The organism is Actinomadura chokoriensis (assembly GCF_039529475.1).
Lineage (GTDB): Bacteria > Actinomycetota > Actinomycetes > Streptosporangiales > Streptosporangiaceae > Spirillospora > Spirillospora bangladeshensis.
Genome location: NZ_BAAAMW010000005.1, coordinates 226326 through 247927, shown reverse-complemented (window position 1 = coordinate 247927; position 21602 = coordinate 226326). Strand labels below are relative to the sequence as shown.

Here is a 21602-nt window from a genome sequence, read left to right as displayed (position 1 = left end):
GGAGCTCGTCGAAGGTCTCGTCACTCACGTCCCAAGGCTATCCACCCGGCCGGACGCGCCGCGAACGACTTGCGCCGCTACGGGGTGTTGCGCTCGTAGATGAGGCGGAGGCCGATGAGGGTCAGCCACGGCTCGAACACGTCGATGCAGCGGGACTCCTCCAGGACGAGCGGGGCGAGGCCGCCGGTCGCGATGACCGTGACCTCCTCGGGGTCGGCGGCGAGCTCGTCCGACATGCGCTCGACGATGCCGTCCACCTGGCCGGCGAAGCCGAAGATTATGCCGGACTGCAGCGCCTCGACGGTGTTCTTGGCGATCACGCTGCGCGGCCGGACCAGCTCGATCTTGTGGAGCTGGGCGCCGCGCGACGACAGCGCGTCTATCGAGATCTCAATGCCGGGGGCGATCGCACCGCCCACGTACTCGCCCTTCTCGGACACGGCGTCGAACGTCGTCGCGGTGCCGAAGTCGACCACGATCGCGGGCCCGCCGTGGGTGTGGACGGCGGCGAGCGCGTTCACGATGCGGTCGGCGCCGACCTCCTTGGGGTTGTCCATGCGGACCGGGACGCCCGTCTTGACGCCCGGCTCCACGATCACCGCGGGCACGTCGCCGTAGTAGCGGCGGCACATCTCCCGCATCTCGTGCAGGACGGACGGGACCGTGGAGCACAGCGCGATGCCGCTGATGTCGGTCTCGGCCAGCAGCGGGCTCTGCTGGACGAGTCCCTGCAGGACCACCGCGATCTCGTCGGCGGTCCGCCGCGGATCGGTGTTGATCCTCCAGTGCTCGATCACCTCGTCGCCCTCGAACAGGCCGAGGACGGTCTGGGTGTTACCGACGTCGATGGTGAGCAGCATCAGGTCCCCGCTGGTCAGGAGAAGTCAAGGCCGATGTCGAACACGCGCGCCGAGTGCGTCAGCGCGCCGACGGCAAGGTAGTCCACCCCGGTCACGGCGACGTCTCGGGCCCGGTCCAGGGTAAGGCCACCGCTGGCCTCGAGCTCGGCCCGCCCCTCGACAAGGCGTACCGCCTCGGCCATCTCGGCGTCCGACATGTTATCGAGCAGGATGCTCGTCGCGCCCACCGCAAGCGCCTCTTCCACCTGCGCGAGGGTGTCGCACTCCACCTGGATGTGCAGGGACGGGTACACGGCGCGGATCGCCTCGTAAGCCTTGGTGACGCTTCCGGCCGCCGCGATGTGGTTGTCCTTGATGAGCGCGGCGTCGTGCAGGCCCATCCTGTGGTTGACCCCGCCGCCGCAGTGCACGGCGTACTTCTGGAGGGCGCGCAGGCCGGGAAGGGTCTTGCGGGTGTCGCGGACCTTGGCCTTGGTGCCGTCCATGGCGTCCGCCCATTGCCGGGTGGCCGTCGCGATGCCGGACAGGTGCGTGAGCAGGTTCAGGGCCGTCCGCTCGGCCCTGAGGACCGCCCTGGTCTGGCCGCGGACCGAGATGAGGACCTGCCCCGGCGCGACCCGGTCGCCGTCTTCGGCCTTCGCCTCGTAGGCGACGTCCAACAACTCGAACACGACACAGGCCACGGGGATGCCGGCGACGACGCCGTCCTCCCGCGCGCGGAGGTCTCCCGCGGCGGTGTCCTCGGGCGCGAAGATCGGCATGCTGGTGACATCGACGTCGCCGTCCTCGGCCAGCGCCGTCCGGACGAGGTTTTCCACAGTCTGTGGATCGAGCCCGGCGGCCTCGAGACGCTGCGAGAGTTCCGGTGTCATGAGCGCTGTCCTTCCAGAGGTTCGTACGTGGTCGTCAGAGTGTTCCCGACCAGCCGCGTCACGAGGTGGCCGTGCCAGGCACCGTCCGCCCGCTCGGGGAAGTCCTCCCGCCAGTGGCTGCCGCGCGTCTCCTCCCGCCGCCGCGCCGCCGCCACGATCGCGGACGCGACGGTGTACAGGTTGGTGGCCTCCCAGGCCTCCACCCCGGGCTCCGCACCCCGCCCTTCGAGCCCCGCCAACTCCCGCACGGCCCACTCCAACCCCGCGGCCCCCCGCAACACCCCCGCACCCGAGGTCATGATCCGCTGAATCTCCCCCCGCCACTCCCCCGCAACCAACCGAGCCACCCCAGCCCCGGCCGTGGCGGGCGCGGTGGGGGTGGGGGTGGTCGGGGTTGTGGGGGCGGGTGGGGAGTTCAGGTCGGTGGGGAGGGCTTTGGCTATGCGGGTGGCGAAGACCAGGCCCTCCAGGAGGGAGTTGGAGGCCAGGCGGTTGGCGCCGTGGACGCCCGTGCAGGCGACCTCTCCGCAGGCGTAGAGGCCGGGGACGGACGTGCGGCCGTGGAGGTCCGTGCGGACGCCTCCGCTGGCGTAGTGCGCGGCGGGGACGACCGGGATGGGCTCGGTCACCGGGTCGATGCCGTGGTGCCGGCAGGCGGCCAGGATGGTCGGGAAGCGGCTCTCCCACATCGCGGCGCCGAAGTGGCGGGCGTCCAGGAGCATGCAGGGCGCGCCGGTCTCGTGCATCCGGGTCGTGATCCCTTTGGCGACCACGTCGCGCGGGGCGAGTTCGGCGAGTTCGTGCCGTCCGACCATGAAGCGGACGCCGTCGTGGTCGACGAGGTGGGCGCCCTCCCCGCGGACGGCCTCGGAGATCAGCGGCTGCTGCCCGGTCGCGTCCTCGCCGAGCCACAGCACCGTCGGGTGGAACTGGACGAACTCCAGGTCGGCGACCTCGGCCCCGGCGCGCAGCGCGAGCGCGACGCCGTCGCCGGTCGACACCTCGGGGTTGGTCGTGGCGGAGAACACCTGGCCGAGCCCGCCGGTGGCGAGGACGACGGCGCGGGCGCGGACGGCGCCGACGCCGCCCGGCTGCCCTTCGCCCATGACGTGCAGGGTGATGCCGGCGGCGCGCCCGGCGGCGTCCTTGAGCAGGTCGAGGACGAGCGCGTGCTCGATGACCTCGACGCCGGAGTCCTTGAGCGCGGCGAGGAGGGCGCGGCTGATCTCGGCGCCGGTGGCGTCCCCGCCCGCATGCGCGATGCGGCGCCGGTGGTGGCCGCCCTCGCGGGTCAGCGCGATGCCGCCGTCGCCGGCGCGGTCGAACGCGGCGCCGAGTTCGATGAGCCCGCGGACGGCGTCCGGCCCCTCGGTGACGAGCGCCCGGACGGCGTCCTCGTCGCACAGTCCGACGCCCGCGACGAGGGTGTCGGCGAGGTGCTCCTCGGGGGTGTCGTCCGGGGCGAGCGCAGCGGCGATACCGCCCTGCGCCCAGCGGGTCGACCCGGCGTCCAGGAGGGCCTTGGTCACGAGCAGCACGCGCCCGTGCGGGCGGCACCTCAGCGCGGCGACCAGGCCGGCGATGCCGGAGCCGATGACGACGATGTCGGCGTCGGCGGTCCAGCCGGGCTCGGGGGCGTGGAGAACGGAAGGGATCATTGGCCCTCCTCCGAGAATCGGTTCTCGTCATTATGACCCTAACTCCGGAGAACCCGAACGCCCGCCCCCCGCATTCCCGCCGAACCACCCGTTCCGCCGCCCCGCGCGACCGCCCCACACGACCGACCCGCGCGCCCCTCCCGCGCGACCGACTCCGCACGGCCAACGCCGCACGACCGATCCGCGCGATTGACGCGACCGACCCGCGCGACCGACCCGCGCGACCGACACCGCGCGACCAACCCGCGCGACGAACCGCGATTGACGTCGCGCGGTGGGTGGGGGCTTGGGTTAGCCGTGGACCAGGTCGCCGCGGGTGGTCTTGGTGCCGGGGACGGGCTCGGCGGGGTCGGTGCCGAGGGAGATGATCTTGTTGGAGCGGTCGACGTGGACGACGGTGGGGACGAACTCGCGGGCCTCGGCGTCGGCCAGCTGCGCGTAGCTGATGATGATCACCAGGTCGCCGGGCTGGACGAGCCGGGCCGCGGCACCGTTGATGCCGATGACGCCGGAGCCGCGCTCGCCGGCGATCAGGTAGGTCTCCAGGCGGGCGCCGTTGTCGATGTCCACGATCGAGACCTGCTCGCCGGGCAGCAGGTCGGCGGCGTCCATCAGGTCCTGGTCGATGGTGAGCGAGCCGACGTAGTGGAGGTCCGCCTGGGTCACCGTGGCGCGGTGGATCTTGGACTTGAACATCGTCCGGAACATCAGTGCTCCTTGCCGAGCTGGAGGTGAACGTTGTCGATGAGGTGGGTGGCGCCGACGCGGCCGGCGACGGCGAGGACGGCGGGACCGCCGGCGGCGGCCGGGGTGAAGGTCGCCGCGTCGACGAGGACGAGGTAGTCGAGCGCGAGGGGAGGCTCGGCGGCCGCGGCCTTGTCGAGGACGGTCCGGGCCGCGTCCAGGACCGCGTCCGGTCCCTCGGCGGCGGCGTCCGCGCCGGCCCGGAGCGCGCGCGACAGGGCGAGGGCCGTCCCGCGCTCGGCGGCGGACAGGTAGCGGTTGCGGCTGGAGAGGGCCAGCCCGTCCGGTTCGCGGACGGTCCGGCCGCCCACGATCCGCACGGGCACGTTCAGGTCGGCGACCATCCGGCGGATCATCGCCAGCTGCTGCGCGTCCTTCTCCCCGAAGACCGCCACGTCGGGGCGGACGAGGTTGAGCAGCTTCAGCACGACGGTGAGCATCCCGTCGAAGTGGCCGGGGCGGGCCGCGCCCTCGACGACCTCGCCCATCGGCCCCGACTTGAGCGTGACCTGCGGTTCGTCCGGATACATGGCCTCGCGGGTCGGCGCGAAGACCAGGTCGACGCCCTCGCCGGCGCACGCCTCGACGTCGGCGTCGAACGTCCGCGGGTAGCGGTCGAAGTCCTCGCCGGGGCCGAACTGGAGCGGGTTGACGAAGATGCTGACGGCGACGGCGTCGGCACTGCCGCGGGCCTGCCGCATCAGGGACAGGTGCCCCTCGTGCAGCGCGCCCATGGTGGGGACGAACGCCAGCGTCCCCTCGATACGGGCACGCGCCGCGGCGAGTTCCTCGCGCGTCCGCGCAATGACGGGTTTCAATCGACCTCCCACATCACCCTGGGCACCCGGTCTCCGGACGTCCGATTCCTGAACGCCCGCCCCGGAGCGGACGCTTCCCGATCATTGGTGTCCCGGCCGGCCGAGCCGCGGCGTCCGGGAAGTCGCTTGGGCGGGATCAATCGGCCAGGGCTTCCAGGAGGCGCTCGGCGTCCTCGGGCTTGAGCAGCCCGGCGCCCAGCGCGCGGTCGGCGGTCAGCCGGGCCATGGCGACGTAGGCGCGGCGGCTCTCCGGCGAGACCTTGGCGAGTTCGGCGACATGGTCGGACACGGTGCCGGCGTCGCCGCGGGCGACCGGGCCGGTGAGTCCGTCGATGCCGAGGCGCAGGCCGTTGTCGAGGGCGGCGCCGAGCAGCGGGCCGAGCATGCGGCCGGGTTCGGCCACGCCGGCGCGGCTCAGCAGGTCCATCGACTCGACGACGAGGGTGACCAGGTGGTTCGCGCCTCCGGCGAGCGCCGCGTGGTAGAGGGGACGGGCCTCCTCGGTGATCCAGACGGGCTCGCCGCCCATTTCGAGGACGAGCGCCTCCGCGACCGGGCGCAGCGGCTCGGGCGAGGTGACGCCGAACGAGATGCCGGTGAGCCGGTTCACGTCGTCCGGGCGTCCGGTGAAGGTCATCACCGGGTGCAGGGCCAGGGGAAGCGCACCGGCCCGGGTGAGGGAGTCCAGGACGGCGGTCCCGTAGCGCCCGCTGGTGTGCATGACCAGCTTGCCGGTGACGGGGACGCCCGCGGAGACCAGGCCGGACGCGAGTTCGGGCAGCTCGTCGTCGGGGACGGTCAGCAGCACCAGGTCGGCGGCGGCCACCACGTCCTGCGGCGTCGCGACGTCCGCCCCGGGGAGGCGCTCCTCGACGCGGGTCCGCGACCGGTCGGACACGGCGGTCGCGGCGACGACGCGGTGCCCCGCGCGGGACAGCGCGGCGCCGAGCGCCGTGCCGACGCGGCCGGCGCCGACGACGCCGACCGCGAGCCGCGCGGGCCTGTCCTCCGGGGCCTCCGGGCTGTTTCCGGGCACGCCGGGGGCATGTGGGTCCATCGGTTCGTTCCAGTCCTCACAGGTAGGTACCGGACGGGCGCGAACCAGAGTACCCATGGCCCCCGGTCACGCGGTCCGGTGGGTGGCGGACGCCACCCCGGCCTCCCATTCAGTCATGCGCGAGGGACTCGACGATGGACGTCCCGGCGGCGCGCCGTGCGGGCATGACGGCGGCGAGCGTCCCGGCCAGCCCGGCGAGCACGACGAATCCGACGATCTGGAGATACGGCAGGGCGAACACCGCGCCTTCGGTCATCGCGCGGGTCGCGGCCCAGCCGAACGCGATGCCGAGGGCCACCCCGGTCAGCGCGCCGATCACGGCCATGACCACGGCCTCGATCGACAGCATCCGGCGGAGCTGGCGCTTGGTGAGGCCGAGGGCCCGCAGCAGCGCCGACTCGCGGGTGCGCTCCACGACCGAGAGGGTCAGCGTGTTGGCGATGCCGAACAGGGCGATGACGATCGCGAGGCCGAGCAGCCCCCCGAAGATCATCAGCACCATGTCGATCGCGTTCTCCAGCTGCTCCTCGAAGTCGGCGGTGGACTCGACCTTCGCGGCCGGGTACGGCTGCGCGGCCTGGTCGACGGCGGCGCGCGCCCGGTCGGCGGAGATCGCGTCGCCGGTCTTGACGAAGATCTCGGCCGGGTCCACGGCGCCGAAGTACCGGACGAAGTCGGCCTCGGGGACGACGATCCCGGTGAACTGGCCGCCCAGCTCGTACATCCCGCTGATCTTGACGGGGACGACCCCGTGCCGCGTCCTGACCTGGAGGGTCTCGGCGACCTGCCGGCCCGGGACGTTCGCGGCGCTCTCGTCCACCAGGGCCGTGCCCGGCTTCAGGTCGGAGACCGACCCGGTCTTCATCTTCGGCTTCGCGATCGTGCCCCACGCGGACGCGGTCACCGTCGTGATCGACGCGTCCTCGCCTCCGACCTCGGTCTCCTTGTCGCGCATCTCGACGACCTGCTCCACTCCGGGCCGCTTCCGCAGGTCGTCGCCGAGCGCGGCCGGGAGGTTCTCGGCGTTCTGCGCGGCGATCCTGAACTGGACGGGGAACTGCTCGTCCAGCTCCTTGACCGCCGTCGCCTTGCCGCTCGCCGCGACGACCGCGAACAGGCTCATCAGCCCGACGCCGACGGTCAGCGCGATCGTGGTGGTGGCGGTGCGGCGCGGGGCGCGGCGCGCGTTCGCGACCGCCAGCCGTCCGGGGACGCCGCCGAGCCGCGCCGGGATCGCGCCCGCGAACCGCCCGAGCGGGCGGACCAGCGCCGGCATCCCGGCGACCACCGCGAGGAAGAAGACGCATCCGGAGAACGCGACCGCGAACATCGCGGTCTGGCCCTTCTGCATCACCAGCGCCCCGTACAGGCCGATCGCGAGGCCGGCGGCGCCCAGCAGGACGGCGGCGGCGGTGCGCCGGACGCCGAGCCGGAACCGTCCGCCGCCCGGCTCGGTCTCGGCGCGCAGGGCCTGGACGGGCGCGACGCCGGTCGCCGCGCGGGCGGGCAGCATCGCCGACAGCACGGTCACGACGACGCCGACCGCGAGGCCGATCAGGACCGTCCGCGGCGCGAGGGACGGGGCGGTGAGCGCCACGTTGCCGTTCAGCCGGCTGACCAGGACGAGCGCGCCCTGCCCGAGCCCGACGCCGGCGGCGATGCCGAGCAGCGAACCGGTCAGGCCCACCACCGCGGACTCGGTGAGGACGCCGCCGAAGATCTGCCGGCGGGTCGCACCGACGCAGCGCAGCAGCGCCATCTCCCGCATCCGCTGCGCGACCAGGATCGCGAACGTGTTGTAGATGACCAGGGCGGACACCAGCATCGCGACCAGCGCGAAGATCAGCAGGCCGGCGCGGATGATCTCGGTGTCGGCGCCCGCCGCCTTCGCCAGCTTCGCGCCGAGCTCCTTGCCGGTGTAGACGCGCTGGCCGGGGCCGACGGCGGCCTTCACGGCGGCCGTCGGCACCGTGCCCGCGATGTCGATCTCCTGGTAGTTCTTCTGCCCGGTCATCCGGACGGCGGTCGCCGGGTCGAACCCGACCGCGCCGAAGATGCTCGCCTCCTGGTCGATGCCGAAGTCGACCAGCCCGACGACGCTGAACCGGTGCGGCCGGTTCTCGGCGTCCAGGACCGTCACCGTGTCGCCGACGGTGAAGCCCTCACGCTTGGCGACCTTGCTGTCGATGACGGTCTCGCCGCCGTTGGACGGAGGTCGCCCCTTGTCGATGTCGTAGCGCAGCAGGCGCCCGGACGGCACGGACATGCCCATCGTGGGGAAGTCGCCGACCGTCTTACCGTTCTTGCCCACCAGGGCGGCCTCGCCCTTCACCGCGCCTTGGGCGTCGGTCACTCCGGGTAGGGAGCGCACCTTCTGGAGCAGCGGCATCGGGAGGCCATCGGTCGCGTGCTCATCGGGGACGACGGCGACGTCCACCTTGTCGGCCGACCGTGCGAACGTCTTGGCGACGCCCTTGTTCATGGTGTCCGTCAGGACGAACGTGCCGGAAATGAAGCCGACGCCAAGGGTGATGGCCACTGCGGTAAGGAGCAGGCGCAGTTTGTGGGCGCGCAGGCCCGCCAGGGTCGTTTTCAGCATCACGCCCCCAGAGCCTTGAGCCGGTCCAGGACGGCTTCCGGGGTCGGCTGGAGGATCTCGGAGACGATCTCACCGTCCCGTAGGAAGACCACACGGTCGGCGTAGGAGGCGGCCACCGGGTCATGGGTGACCATCACGATCGTCTGGCCCATCTCCCGGACGGACGAGCGCAGGAACCCGAGGACCTCCGCGCCTGCCCGCGAGTCCAGGTTTCCTGTTGGCTCGTCCGCGAAGATGACCTCGGGACGGGCGACGATGGCGCGCGCGCACGCCACCCTCTGCTGCTGGCCGCCCGACAGCTCGGACGGACGGTGCCCTAGGCGGTCGCCCAGGCCGAGGACGTCCACGACCTGCCGGAACCAGGCGCGGTCTGGCTTGCGTCCGGCCAACTCCAAGGGCAAGAGGATGTTCTGCTCGGCGGTGAGGGTCGGGAGCAGGTTGAACGCCTGGAACACGAAGCCGACCCGGTCGCGGCGCATCAGCGTCAGGTGCCGGTCGCCCATCCGGGTGATCTCGGCATCGCCGAGCATGATGCGGCCGCCGCTGACGGTGTCCAGCCCGGCGAGGCAGTGCATCAGCGTCGACTTCCCGGACCCGGACGGGCCCATGATCGCGGTGAACGCGCCCCGCGCGAACCCGACGTCGACACCGCGCAGTGCGTGCACGGCCGCGTCGCCGGACCCGTACACCTTCGACACGCCCTCGGCCGTGACGGCCGGCGGCGCTGCGTCGGCGGAGGCTCCCCAGGGCGGGTCGGCGAACGTGCTGGTCACGGTGACTCCTTCAGGGTCTCTTCGCGGCGTTGAGCGCCCGGTCCGGCGCTCGTTCCGTGCTCGCGATCGATCGAGGACCACGCTAGGAATCCGCGGCGCCGCCGCCATCGGCCCGGCGTCCACGCTCTCCGTCACTCTTCCGGCCATCCGAGCCGCCCGCGTACGACCTGAGTCGTACGCGCCCGTCCCCCCAACCACCGACCCCCGCGCCCGTTGCGCCCCAGCCCAGCCCCCCGGCCCGCGCGGCGGCCCGGTCAGCGGCCCGGCCGACGGACCGGCCGACGGACCGGCCGGCGCAGCCGGGCAACGCAGCCGGGCAACGGGCCGGGCAACGGGCCGGTTGGCGCAGCCGGGCAGCGCGGCCGGGCAGCGCGGCCGGGCAGCGCGGCCGGGCAGCGCGGCCGGGCAGCGCGGCCGGGCAGCGCGGCGGGTCGGCGCGGCGGGTGCCTGGCAAGGCGAAGCGCCGGAGACCCGGTGCGGGGTCTCCGGCGCTTCGGTGACGGGTGTGGGGACCCGTCGTCGGAATCAGCCGTTGCTGGCGTGCGCGCCGCCCTTGCAGCCGCCCGAGTTCGCGATGCCGAACACGGCGACGGCGTTGCCGCAGACGTCGACGGCGGCGGAGATCGGGGCGACCACCTGGGTGCCGTTCAGCACACCGAAGTTGCCGGCGGTGGTGTTGCCGTTGCCGGCCCCGCCGCCGTGGTGGTGGCCGTGGTGGCCGTGGTCCCAGCCGCCGCCGTAAGCGGAGGCGTAGGCGGGCGTCGCGGCCAGTGCGGAGCCGGCCACGGCGAGGCCGAGGATGCCGGAGACGGCAAGCTTCTTGAACAACGTAAGTCCTCCCGTACGTGGGCTTAGCAGGCCCGTTCTGACATTGCCGACGTCGCCCGCGAAGACGGCGTCGCGTACCGTAGTTACCCAGCTACTCTCAGGTAGGGCAATGCCAACCGTCACGGTGAGGGCAAATAGTCACCATGGAGTAATCAGTTTGTTACAGACCGTGACCACTTTGGCCGCTTTTGACCAGGCCCGTCTCGTAGGCGAAAACCACCGCCTGAACCCTGTCCCGAAGGCCCAGCTTCATCAGGATCCGTCCCATGTGCGTCTTCACCGTCGCCTCGGAGACGTACAGCCGTCCCGCGATCTCCGCGTTCGACATGCCGCGCGCGACCAGACGCAGCACCTCGCCCTCACGCTCGGTGAGCGTCTCCAGCGCGCCGCCCGCCTTCTCCTCCGCGTCCGGCAGGTGCACCGCGAACCGGTCCAGCAGCCGCTTGGTCGTGCTCGGCGCGACGACCGCGTCCCCCGAGTGCACCGCCTTGATCGCCTCGATGAGCTGCGCCGGGCCGGCGTCCTTCAGCATGAACCCGCCGGCCCCCGCCTTGATCGCCGCGAACGCGTACTCGTCGAGGTCGAAGGTGGTCAGGATGACGACCTTCGGCCCGGACTGCGCCACGATCCGGCGGGTCGCCTCGATCCCGTCCATCCGCGGCATCCGGACGTCCATGAGGACGACGTCGGCCCGCGTGCCGCGCAGCAGGTCGAGCGCCTGCACGCCGTCGCCCGCCTCGCCCGCGACCTCGATGTCGGGCTGCGCGTCCAGCACCATCTTGAACCCGGCGCGCACCAGCTCCTGGTCGTCCACGAGCACCACCCGGATGGGCCTCGCCGCGTCGTCGGTCTCCGTCAATGCCCACTCCTCGTCCGCGTGCCTCATGCGGCGATCTCCTCGCGCACCGGGAGCCGCGCGACCACCTCGAACCCCCCGCCGGGGCGCGGCGCCGCCCGGACGTCGCCCCCGTACACGGCGACGCGCTCGCGCATCCCCGCGAGGCCGTGGCCGCGGTGGTCGTCGAACGCCGCCGCGCCGCGGCCGTCGTCCGCCACCCGGATCTCCAGCGCGTCGTCCGCGTAACTCAGCCGGACCGACACGCTCACCCGCGGACCGCCGTGCTTGAGCGTATTGGTCAGCGCCTCCTGGACGATCCGGAAGACGGTGAGCTGGCGTCCCTCCGACATGGCCGCGGGCGTCCCGTCCACCTCGTACGTCACCGCCACCCCGGACGCGCGGACCTGTTCCAGCAGGTCGTCCAGCTCGGCGACGCCCGGCTGCGGCGCGAACGCCCCGGCGTCGTCGTCCTCGCGCAGGACGCCGAGGAGCCGCCGCATCTCCGCGAGCGCGAGCCGCCCCGTCGAGGAGATCGTTTCGAGCGCCTGCCTGGCCCGTCCCACATCGGTGTCGATCGCGTAGGACGCCCCGTCGGCCTGCACGACGATCACGCTGACGTTGTGCGCCACGACATCGTGCAACTCCCGGGCGATACGAGCGCGTTCGGCGGCCATGGCCACCTTGACCTCGTTGTCCCGTTCGCGCTCCAGCCGCTCCGCCCGCTCCTCGACGGAGCGCAGGTACGCGCGGCGCGTCCGCATGTGCAGGCCCAGCACGTAGACCCCGGCCACCAGCAGCCCCAGCATCACGAACGTGTACTTGCGGTCGTCGGCGCCGGACGGGTACCTCCACGCGGCCATGCCCGCGCCGGTCACGCCGACCAGCGCGGCCGCGATCCCCCAGCGGATCGAGTAGCCCGCCGTGACCGTGTAGATCGCCATCAGGACGGCGATGTTCCCCTGCACCAGCTGCAGGCCCGCCACGCACTGGACGAACGAGACCAGCGCGATGACGGCGAGGACCGTGCGCGGGTACGTCCGGCGCAAGACGAGCGGACCCGTGAGGAGAACTGTCAGGAACCCGTACTGCAGGACGCCCATCCCGTACGTCCCGCCCAACAGCGAGGGGACGGCGAGCAACAGGATCGGTGCCGCGAAGAACGCGTCGACCAGCGGCGTCTTACGCCGCAGCCACTCCCACACGTTCGCCACCATGCCGACAGCGTATGTAAGCACCGGTAAGCACGGATCAGCCGCAGGTCGGACACACGTCCACCCCAAGGATGGGGCGGTGCGCGGCGCCGCGCGCGGTAACGTCACAGGTGTGGCGGCGTTGGTTTCCGAATGGCTGACATGGCGCACGGCGATGCAACGGGCGCTGTACGGGGAGGACGGCTTCTACCGGCGCGGGGAACGTCCGGCCGAGCACTTCCGCACGTCGGTGCACGCCTCACCGCGCTTCGCCGCCGCCATCGTCCGCCTGCTGGCCGAGGTCGACGCCCTGCTCGGCCGTCCGGAGCGGCTGGACGTCGTCGACATCGGCGCGGGGTCGGGGCGCCTGCTGAGCAACATCCTGGCCTGCGCGCCCGCCGACCTGGCGTCCCGGCTCGTCCCGACGGCGGTGGAGATCGCGCCGCGGCCCGCCGACGTCCCGTCCCAGATCGTCTGGCGGCCGGACCTTCCCCGCCGCATCACGGGGCTGGCCGTGGCGAACGAGTGGCTCGACAACGTGCCGCTGGACGTCGTCGAAAGCACCCCGGAGGGCATCCGGACCGTGCTCGTCGACCCGTCCACCGGCACCGAGCGTCCGGGCCCGTCGCCGTCCGCCGAGGACCACGCCTGGCTGGAGCGCTGGTGGCCGCTCAGCGAACCCGGTGACCGCGCCGAGATCGGCCACCCTCGTTGCAACGCCTGGGCGTCCGTGATCGGACGGCTGTCCCGCGGGCTGGCGCTCGCCGTCGACTACTCCCACTCGCGCGAGGCCCGCCCCGTCTACGGAACGCTGACCGGTTACCGCGACGGCGCCACCGTCCCCGCCGTCCCGGACGGATCATGCGACGTCACCGCGCACGTCGCACTGGACGCCTGCACCACCGCGGGCGAACGCGCCGGCGCCACGTCCACCCTGCTGACCACCCAGCGCGACGCCCTGCGCGCCCTGGGCCTGTCCGGCGCCCGTCCACCCCTGGCCCTGGCGCACAGCGACCCCCGCGCCTACGTGGCGGCCCTCTGCCGCGCCGGCGAAGACGCCGAACTGACCGACCCGACCGGCCTGGGCGGCTTCGGCTGGCTCACCCAGACGGTGAGCATCCCACTCCCCACCGCCCTAACCCCTGAACACCCCAAGAGCTCCGGACCAAGAGCGTCGGCAGGAGCCCCCACCGGCATCCCAAGTAGCCAACGTAAGGAAGAGTTTTAGTAGGCAGCGTCGGGCCGTGGGCGCCGCCGCCTAGCGTGGCGGCGGCACCCGCGGTCCGGCAGTCCTGCGACGGAAATGCCGGGGCGAAACGGCAGGCCGAGGTTCGGATGGCGTTGGTACGGCGAACCGGCCGCCCGAATCGGTCAGCGCTCTACGTGGAGGGCTTGCAGGCCGCGCAGGACGTAGCCGGGCTTCCACTGCGGTTCTTCGGACAGGCGGAGATCCGGTGCCACCCGCAATAGCGCCCCGAAGGATTCGGCGAGTTCGATGCGCGCGAGCGGGGCGCCCAGGCAGTAGTGGATGCCGAGCCCGAACGTGATGTGCGGGTTCGGGTCACGGGACAGATCGAGACGTCCCGGGTCGGCGAACACCTCGGGATCCCGGTTGGCGGACGCGAACTGCAACGCCACCTCGGAGCCGCGAGGGATGTCGACGCCGGCGACCGTGATGTCCTCCAGCACCCAGCGTTCGAACATGGGCGCAGGCGTGTCGTAGCGGAGCAGTTCCTCGACGGCCGTGGGGACGAGCGAGTGGTCGGCGCGGAGCCGCTCCAGCTCCCCGGGGTTGCGGAACAGCGACCACCAGCCGTTGCCGGTCGCGTTGACCGTGGCCTCGTGGCCCGCGTTGAGGAGCAGGACGCAGGTACCGATCAGCTCGTCCTCGGTGAGGCGGTCGCCCTCGTCCACGACCTGGGCGAGCGCGCTGATGAGATCATCGCGCGGCTCCTCCCGTCGCGTGCGCGCGAGGCCGCGCAGGTAGTCGGAGAACTCGACGGCGGCGCGGACGGCCGTGTGCTGCACGTCCTCCGGCGGGTTCAGTTCGTACATGCCGCAGATGTCGGCCGACCACGGGCGCAGGAGGGGGCGGTCCTCGACGGGGACGCCGAGCATCTCGGCGATCACGTTCACCGGCAGCGGCTCGGCGACCTCGGCGAGCAGGTCACCGCCGCCCTTCGCGGCCAGCGCCTCGGCCAGCTCGCCGGCGAGCCGCCGGATCGTCGGCCGCAGCCCCTCCACCATCCGGGCGGTGAACGCCTTGGACACGAGGCGCCGCAGCCGCGTGTGGACGGGCGGCTCCACGTCCAGCATCCCGGCGCGGATCAGGTCCCAGAACGGCTTCAGGAAGTCGGCCTCCGGCTGCTGGCCGAACTCCTCGTGGCCCGCGATGTGGAGATACGACCGTCCGAGCCGCCTGTTCCGCAGCAGCGCGTCAATGTCCTCATACCGGCTGATCACCCACTGCCCGGTCGGCTCGTGGAAGAACACCGGCCGTTCCGCGCGGAGCCGCTCGAATGCCGGGTAGGGGTCCGCCACGAACTCGGCGGACCACGGGTCATAGGCCACATCACTCATAGTCCGAAGATTATGCGCATCCCGCAGCGCCCTCCCCGCACGGCGGTGCGGGGAGGGCGCCGACGAGGCGCCAGCCACCGAACGACTCGGGTCACCGTCTGCTCCCACTACTCGGCCGACCCGACCCCGGCAGCTGGCGTGCTCCACCCCGACCCACCCACCAAAAAAGCCCAATCACCCCGAACCAACACGCACAGCCCGCCCCAAGAGCCGTTGAGCAGCCGCCTCGTTCAACACACAGGTCGAGACGGGCACGTGACGATGGAGCTGGCCTGGGGGGTCGTGGCATCGGTCGTCGGCCTAGTTGAAGGCGAAGGTCGGAGGAAGCGGTCGGTGCCTCAGGAGACCGGCGGGGACGGCGTCGGCTAGTGCCTTGTAGCCGGTCGGGTTCAGGTGCAGGTGGTCGCCGACGTCGAAGGCGGGGAGCAGCTGGTCGGGGGCGGACGGGTCGCGGGCGGTGCGATCGAAGTCGATCACGGCGTCGAATCGGCCGCTGGTGCGGATCCACGTGTTGACGGTTTGGCGGGCTTCCTCCCGGTAGCCGTCCGGGTCGTCGTACATGGTGTTGCCGCCGAACGGAGTGAGCGTCGCGCCGTACACGCGGATGCCCTGGGCGTGAGCGCGGACGATGATCTGGTCGTAGGCCGCGATCAGGCTGTCGGCGACCTGCTTCTGCGCCGCCGGCGCGGCTTCGGCGGTGCCGATGTCGTTGACGCCCTCGAAGACGACGAGCCACTCGACGCCGCTCTGCGCCAGCACGTCCCGGTCGAACCGGGCGAGCACGTTGGGGCCGAGGCCGTCGTTGAGGACGCGGTTCCCGCCGGCGGCCTGATTCACGATCGCGATGTCGGACGTGGACGGGTGGGACTGCAGCCGGTCCAGGAGCTGGTCGGGCCAGCGGTCGTTCCCGTTCGTCGTGGACCCGCGGCCGTCGGTGAGGGAGTCGCCGAGCATGACCGCCGCCGCCGTGGCGGGCTTGGCCCACACCTCGAGACCGCTCAGGAAATACCAGTGGTCGGCACGGGTCGCCCCTGCCAGGTCGGTGTCGGCGACGTGGTCGCCGGCCAGCATGTACGACGTGGTCCGGGAGCCGGGGTGGGACGTGATGTCGGTCGACGCCTGGCCGTCCGCCAGGTAGATCGTGACCGTGAGGTTCGATCGGGGCGCTACCGGGAACTTCAGCGGGTCGGACACCATCTGCGCACCGACCGGTATCACCACGGACGTCTTCCCATGGAAGGTCACCGGCCGGGACGTCTTCGGCTCGATGGAGCTGACGCCCGCCTGCCCACCGCCGGGGAGCGCTACAGAGACCCTGGTGATCGGGAGTGCGGCTCCGCCGAACGCGTTGGAGAACCGCAGCCGCAGGTTCCGGCCGCCCACGGACACGCGGACCGTCTGCCGCAGGGTCGCGTCGTCGAAGACCTTGCCGTCCTGTGTGAACGGTGCGGGAGGCATGTTCCCCGGCTCGGTCAGCTGCGGCATCGAAACCCAGCTGTCGACCCAGTGGCCCCCGAACTTCGGCGCCGCGTGGCCGCCGTCGTTTCGGGGCGCACCCTCCGCTCCCGTCAACGAGGCTGCGACGAGACCGGCCGCGAGCATGAGTACGGCCACGAGCCGGGCGGCGGGGGTCGCACGCGGCACGCGCGCGCCCGCCCCCCGTGCCGGCCGCCGGACGTGGTCGGGCGTGAATCGTCTCACCACAGGTCTCCGATCGACTCCGCAGAACGTTCGAAATGTTTCGATCAGTTTCGGATCGGAGCCCGAACGTACGCCGGGCACATCGACGCGTCAAGCACTCCTCGACCAATCCGCACTCCAGAGCCATCGCGCCCTCGCATCCCAAAATTCGCCTCATCAAAGCTCGGTCGCTCCATTGACCCCATCCGCAGGGCGTCGTACGTTGACCGAACAATACCCCCGATAAGTTTCGAAACTTCCGCTCTCCCATCCTCCGTTCTCCCTGTCCTCCGCTCGCTCGTCCTCCACTCACTCGTCCTCTACTCACTCGTCCTCCGCTCACTCGTCCTCCGCTCCCCCGTCCCCCTACTCCTGTCCGTCGCCCATGTGAGTCCGCCGCACCGCACCGGCGGTCAAGCCCAGTTCGCCGCCTTTTCCCTCGCGTTGCTTCGTCCGCCTCCTGACCACCCCCTCACTCGTGTCCGCCTCCAGACCACCGCCTTACTCGTCCACCTCCTGAGCACCCCCTTGCTCGTACGCCTCCTGCTCGCCCGCTTGCTCGTCCGCCGCGCCCCCGCGCCCGTTGCGCCCCCAGCCCAGACTCGGGCCGCGCGGCGTGCGTCGTGGCCGAGTCCAGTTCGTCGCCGTCTTGGCGGCCTGCCAGAACCCTCGGTGTCCGGTGTGCGTGCTGAGGAGGGGTCGTCTCCGCGCTCCCCCTAGTCGCCTGTCCGAACTCGCTTCCCTCGTCCAGTGGAGAAATGATGATCAAGATGTCGCGGTCGTCCGGTCGGTCTCGTCGGGTGGTGGCCTCCTCGGGGGCGGTGGCCGCTGCCGCGGCCGTCGTCGCGATGAGCCCGGTGGCCGGGCATGCCGCCGTCGCGGATTCGCACTCGCGTTGCCCGAACGGGTATGTGGCGCTCACCTTCGATGACGGGCCGACCGCCGCCACGTTGCCGACGCTGTTGGACAGACTTCGCGCCGCTGGCGCCCGGGCCACCTTCTTCAACCAGGGGAACAACGCCGAGGCCCGCCCTGACCTCGTGCGCGCGGAGCAGCGCGCCGGCATGTGGATCGGCAACCACACCAACACTCATCCGCACCTGCCCCAGTTGGGGGAACCCGACGCGTTCAAGGAGATCCTGGGGACTCAGTTGACCCTGCACCGGATCACCGGTCGGTGGCCCACGCTCTTCCGTCCGCCCTATGGGGAGGTCAGCGACCAGGTCAGGGCGGATGAGGCTCGCCTGCGCGTCCTGGAGGTGCTGTGGACGGTCGACTCGCGCGACTGGGCCGGAGCGAGCACCGATGAGATCGTGGCGGCCGCACGCACCCTCCAGCCGGGCGGCATCATCCTGATGCACGACTGGGCACAAGCCTCCGTTGACGCCGTGCCGCGGATCGTCAGCGACCTGCGCGACCGCGGTCTGTGCCCCGGAAAGATCGCCTTCACTACGAAGAAGGTGCCTTTCGGGGACACGTACTTCCACGCGACGGCGGTCGCTCCCTGACACTCCTGGTGTATTCGCCTGGCCTTGCTCCACGTTGATCGCCTCCGTCGATGGGCGGTCGGCCTGCCCTCCCCCCTTGGGCGGGCCGACCGGTTCCATCGTCGAGGGCGACGTGGAGGCATGGAAGTAGAACGCGGTTCTGTGGAAAAGTCGTCAGCGGGCCCAGTGGGTCGGGTCTCCGCCGCCCGCGCGGCGGGCGGCCAGCGCCCGGCCGGCGGTGCTCTCGACGATCGCCCGAGCCTCACCCAGGTCGCGGTCCGTGGCGGCGACCTGCACCGGCCCCGGAGGTGCGTCGACGTGGACGGTGGCCAGGCCGAGCAGCCGCTGGAACACGTTCGCGGTGAGCCGCACGCTCTGCGCGCGCGCGTGGGCGATCACGTCGGTGCGTCGGCAGGGCCAGCCGTGCCGGGTCACGAAGACCACGTCGTCGGTTCCGGCGCCGTCCGCGCGGTCGATCGCCACGGCCTTGGAGGACGCGGGGACAAGGGGAACCGCATCGACGTGCGTCCCGGGGAAGACCTGCGAGACGAGGTGCATCGCCACGTGGCGCGGCGCGACCGGCAGCAGGGTCGAGGACAGTGCCTGGCGCTCACCCGCGTAACCGGCGACGGTGACCTCGACACGTGCCCAGCCGAGGCTCCGCCAGATCACCGGTTCGACAATACTGACGGCCTGGACACGGCCTGGAGGGAGCGTCTGCATGCGGGTCTCCAGCAGCCCGTAGCGCAGGCGGATGCCGTCCGGTGACATCGCGACCGTGAAGTTGGCGTACATCACCAAAGGTGCGATCACGGCCCTGATGAGCCCGAGCAGGACGGGGACGGTGACCGCCAGCATCCCGCCCTCCGCGTACATGACGAGGAAGACGAGGGACGCCAGGAACAGCAGCGCCGTCCCCAGGACGGGCAGCCGTACGAGGAGGGACGCGAACAGCGCACCGAACGGCACACGCCAGACGTGGCGTTCGGGTGCCTCCGGCGTGTGACCCGGCAGTCCGGCGGCGCGGGCGAGGAGTTCGGCGCGCAACTGCTGGGCGGAGTTCCGCCCCAGGTAGCGGAGGGCGATCTCGCTCTGCTCACCGCCGGCCAGTTCCACCCGTACTTCCGCCAGGGCGAACACCCTCGTCACCAGCGGACGGACGAGATCGATGGCCTGAATACGCGATAGCGGAATGCGGCGCTTGTTCTTACGCAGGATCCCAGTCTCCACGACGAGGTCGTCGCTGTCGATACGGAAACGCAGGGCGAGCCACGTCCAGAGACCCGTGCCCACCGCGATCAGTCCCATGGGGACGGTCACGACGATGAACCTGAGGATCACCTCAGGGGTGAGCGCCAGGGTGATGCCGTCTTCGGTCTGGGTCAGCAGAAGAGGGAAGCCCAGCAAGACGAAGTAGATGATGAGAAAGATGAAGGCGCGCAGTGGGGCGGTCGCCCAGTGAAGCCTGTGCGTGCCCTCGGAGAACCGGACCGGCGGGCGGTAGCCGGGAGGTGGGCCGTAGCCGTATGGAGGGCGCGGCGGGCCATACGGAGGACCGGGGGGCCGGCCTGGGGGTCCGTAAGGCGGGCCTGGACGTGCCTGGGGTCCGTACGGCCCTGGGCCCGGCCGTCCCGGCGGGCCGTAAGGGCCGGGTGGACCCGGCGGGCCGTACGGGCCATAGGGGCCGCTCATAGCCCCATGCTCCGCTCCTCGCCCTTCTGGGCGAGACGGTCGCGCAGCAGGGCGGCCTCAGCGGTGGGAAGGCCCGGAATGGTCGCGTCCGTGGCCGCGGCGGCGGTGTGCATCCGCACGGTGGCGATCCCCATCCACCGCTCAAGGAGCCCTGCCGTGACGTCCACGAACTGCATACGCCCATAGGGGACGACGATGAGGCGCTTGACGAACACCCCGTGCGTGACGATGAGGTCGTCCGCACGCTCGGCGTACCCGTACGCCCTGCGGTCCAGTTCGGCGACCAGCCAGGTGAGGGCGGCGCCCAGTATCACGGCGGCGACCCACATCACGGCGGCGAGCACGCTGCCGTTCCGCCACACGATGAACGCGCCCACACCACCGATGGGAATCGCCCAGAGAACGGCGGTGAGAAGCCTGTGCCAGGCGTGGCGCTTGGAGATGAGCGCCCACTGGAGGCCGCCGCCCGGCTCGAACGCCTGGTCGGCGCGGTAGACCGGAGGTGCGTGCTGAGGGGCCTGCTGTGGCGGCGTCTGCGGCGGTGGGTAATGTGCCGGTACTTGGCCTGGCGGTTGACCGCCAAGACCCGGCCCAGGGGGCACGGGCGGGTGCGCCGCGCCCTGGGGTCCAGGCTGCGCGGCGGGCTCGTAGGGCGGCTCGCCATGGCTCGGGTTCATCGCCCCCTAGTCAACCGGAAAACGAGTACCGCTCGCCATGGGACCATGAAGCGGTGATCGGAGCGGCGGAGGCGCGACCATGACCACCGAGCGGATCGTCGGGATCGGTGCGGGCGCCAAGGAGCTCGCCACCGAGGACATGACCCTGAACATCGGCCCCCAGCACCCGTCCACGCACGGTGTGCTCCGGTTGAAGCTGACCTTGGACGGGGAGCGCATCTCGGCCGCGGAACCCATCGTCGGCTACATGCACCGCGGCGCGGAGAAGCTCTTCGAGGTCCGGGACTTCCGGCAGATCATCGTGCTGGCGAACCGCCATGACTGGCTGTCGGCGTTCTCCAGTGAGCTGGGCGTCGTTCTCGCCGTCGAACGGATGCTCGGCATGGAGGTCCCCGTACGCGCCGTATGGATGAGGACCCTCCTGGCCGAGCTGAACCGGATCCTGAACCATTTGATGTTCCTCGGTTCGTATCCGCTGGAAGTGGGCGCCATCACCCCGATCTTCTACGCGTTCCGCGAGCGTGAGGCGTTGCAGCGGGTGATGGAGGAGATCTCCGGTGGACGCATGCACTACATGTTCAACCGGGTCGGCGGGCTGAAGGACGAGCTTCCGGCCGGCTGGACGGCGCGCGCGCGGACGGCCGTGTCCGAGGTCCGCTCCCGCATGGGCGACATCGACGACATCATCATGGGCAACGAGATCTTTCGCGCTCGCACGAGAGGCGTCGGTGTCCTCACCCAGGAGCAGATCCTCCAGTACGGGGTGTCGGGGCCCATCGCACGAGCGTCCGGGCTCGACTTCGACCTCCGCAGGGACGAGCCTTACCTCGCCTACGGCGACCTCGACGTCCGTGTGGTCACCCGCACGGAAGGCGACTGCCTGGCCCGTTTCGAATGCCTCCTCGACCAGGTCCACGCGTCCCTCGATCTCGCCGACGCCTGCCTGGAGCGCCTCGCCGAACTCCCGCCCGGCCCGATCAACCAGCGTCTGCCGAAGGTCCTCAAGGTCCCCGAGGGCCACACTTATGCCTGGACGGAGAACCCCCTCGGCATCAACGGCTACTACCTCGTGTCGCGCGGCGAGAAGACCCCGTGGCGGATGAAACTGCGGTCCGCGTCCTTCAACAACATCCAGGTCCTGACGGAACTCCTGCCTGGCAACCTGGTCGCCGACATGATCGCCATCCTGGGCTCGATGTTCTTCGTCGTGGGCGACATCGACAAATGACCGGGCGCCCCTAAGCGCCCT

General features: G+C 71.4%; 16 protein-coding genes and 1 pseudogene. 3 read left to right on the top strand and 14 right to left on the bottom strand.

Annotated features, from left to right (window positions below):
• Window positions 1-77 precede the first annotated feature (77 nt).
• The 10 genes and pseudogenes from ABFX46_RS14150 to ABFX46_RS14100 all read right to left on the bottom strand — a co-directional run bounded on the left by ABFX46_RS14150 (window position 78) and on the right by ABFX46_RS14100 (window position 12261).
• Window positions 78-860, bottom strand: coding sequence for a type III pantothenate kinase (locus ABFX46_RS14150; RefSeq protein ID WP_346042452.1), 783 nt, complete (start codon window positions 858-860; stop codon window positions 78-80).
• A 14-nt stretch (window positions 861-874) separates the two neighbouring features.
• A pseudogene (locus ABFX46_RS14140) lies at window positions 875-3390 on the bottom strand (L-aspartate oxidase).
• Between the two features lie 291 nt (window positions 3391-3681).
• Window positions 3682-4098 (bottom strand): aspartate 1-decarboxylase, encoded by a 417-nt coding sequence (gene panD / locus ABFX46_RS14135; protein ID WP_131944907.1) that lies wholly within the window; start codon window positions 4096-4098, stop codon window positions 3682-3684.
• Window positions 4098-4952, bottom strand: a complete 855-nt coding sequence (gene panC, locus ABFX46_RS14130; RefSeq protein WP_346042449.1) for a pantoate--beta-alanine ligase — start codon at window positions 4950-4952, stop codon at window positions 4098-4100. The genes panD and panC overlap by 1 nt, the downstream gene beginning before the upstream one ends.
• A 136-nt stretch (window positions 4953-5088) precedes the next feature.
• Window positions 5089-6009, bottom strand: a complete 921-nt coding sequence (locus tag ABFX46_RS14125) for a Rossmann-like and DUF2520 domain-containing protein (protein ID WP_346042448.1) — start codon at window positions 6007-6009, stop codon at window positions 5089-5091.
• Between the two features lie 109 nt (window positions 6010-6118).
• The gene (locus ABFX46_RS14120) at window positions 6119-8608 is read right to left on the bottom strand and encodes an ABC transporter permease (RefSeq protein WP_346042447.1); all 2490 of its coding nucleotides are present in this window, start codon (window positions 8606-8608) and stop codon (window positions 6119-6121) included.
• Window positions 8608-9381: an ABC transporter ATP-binding protein gene (locus ABFX46_RS14115; RefSeq protein ID WP_346042446.1), complete on the bottom strand. Its 774-nt coding sequence runs from the start codon at window positions 9379-9381 to the stop codon at window positions 8608-8610. The genes ABFX46_RS14120 and ABFX46_RS14115 overlap by 1 nt, the downstream gene beginning before the upstream one ends.
• Window positions 9382-9906: 525 nt before the next feature.
• Complete coding sequence (locus ABFX46_RS14110) at window positions 9907-10209, bottom strand: chaplin family protein (protein WP_346042445.1); 303 nt, start codon at window positions 10207-10209, stop codon at window positions 9907-9909.
• A 160-nt stretch (window positions 10210-10369) separates the two neighbouring features.
• Window positions 10370-11095 carry a response regulator gene (locus tag ABFX46_RS14105; RefSeq protein ID WP_346042444.1) on the bottom strand — a complete coding sequence of 242 codons (726 nt, stop codon included), beginning with the start codon at window positions 11093-11095 and terminating at the stop codon, window positions 10370-10372.
• Entirely contained in the window at window positions 11092-12261 is a 1170-nt protein-coding gene (locus tag ABFX46_RS14100) for a sensor histidine kinase (RefSeq protein WP_346042443.1), read from the bottom strand. Before ABFX46_RS14100 ends, ABFX46_RS14105 begins: the two co-directional genes overlap by 4 nt.
• Before the next feature lie 109 nt (window positions 12262-12370).
• Between ABFX46_RS14100 and ABFX46_RS14095 the strand changes: the two genes are divergently transcribed.
• Window positions 12371-13465 carry an SAM-dependent methyltransferase gene (locus tag ABFX46_RS14095; protein ID WP_346042442.1) on the top strand — a complete coding sequence of 365 codons (1095 nt, stop codon included), beginning with the start codon at window positions 12371-12373 and terminating at the stop codon, window positions 13463-13465.
• Between the two features lie 143 nt (window positions 13466-13608).
• On the opposite strand, the gene ABFX46_RS14090 is transcribed toward ABFX46_RS14095, so the two are convergent.
• Together ABFX46_RS14090 and ABFX46_RS14085 are read right to left on the bottom strand one after the other, a co-directional pair.
• Entirely contained in the window at window positions 13609-14817 is a 1209-nt protein-coding gene (locus ABFX46_RS14090) for a cytochrome P450 (protein ID WP_346042441.1), read from the bottom strand.
• A gap of 300 nt (window positions 14818-15117) precedes the next feature.
• Entirely contained in the window at window positions 15118-16302 is a 1185-nt protein-coding gene (locus ABFX46_RS14085) for an SGNH/GDSL hydrolase family protein (protein ID WP_346042440.1), read from the bottom strand.
• 953 nt (window positions 16303-17255) lie between these two features.
• Between ABFX46_RS14085 and ABFX46_RS14080 the strand changes: the two genes are divergently transcribed.
• Window positions 17256-18005, top strand: a complete 750-nt coding sequence (locus tag ABFX46_RS14080; protein WP_346042439.1) for a polysaccharide deacetylase family protein — start codon at window positions 17256-17258, stop codon at window positions 18003-18005.
• Between the two features lie 153 nt (window positions 18006-18158).
• Here ABFX46_RS14080 and ABFX46_RS14075 read toward each other — a convergent pair whose 3' ends face one another.
• Both ABFX46_RS14075 and ABFX46_RS14070 read right to left on the bottom strand, forming a co-directional pair.
• Window positions 18159-19391 (bottom strand): PH domain-containing protein, encoded by a 1233-nt coding sequence (locus ABFX46_RS14075; RefSeq protein ID WP_346042438.1) that lies wholly within the window; start codon window positions 19389-19391, stop codon window positions 18159-18161.
• A 281-nt stretch (window positions 19392-19672) separates the two neighbouring features.
• Window positions 19673-20053 (bottom strand): PH domain-containing protein, encoded by a 381-nt coding sequence (locus ABFX46_RS14070; RefSeq protein WP_346042437.1) that lies wholly within the window; start codon window positions 20051-20053, stop codon window positions 19673-19675.
• A 379-nt stretch (window positions 20054-20432) separates the two neighbouring features.
• Here ABFX46_RS14070 and ABFX46_RS14065 point away from each other — a divergent pair, with 379 nt between their 5' ends.
• The gene (locus tag ABFX46_RS14065; protein WP_346042436.1) at window positions 20433-21581 is read left to right on the top strand and encodes an NADH-quinone oxidoreductase subunit D; all 1149 of its coding nucleotides are present in this window, start codon (window positions 20433-20435) and stop codon (window positions 21579-21581) included.
• Window positions 21582-21602 lie beyond the last annotated feature (21 nt).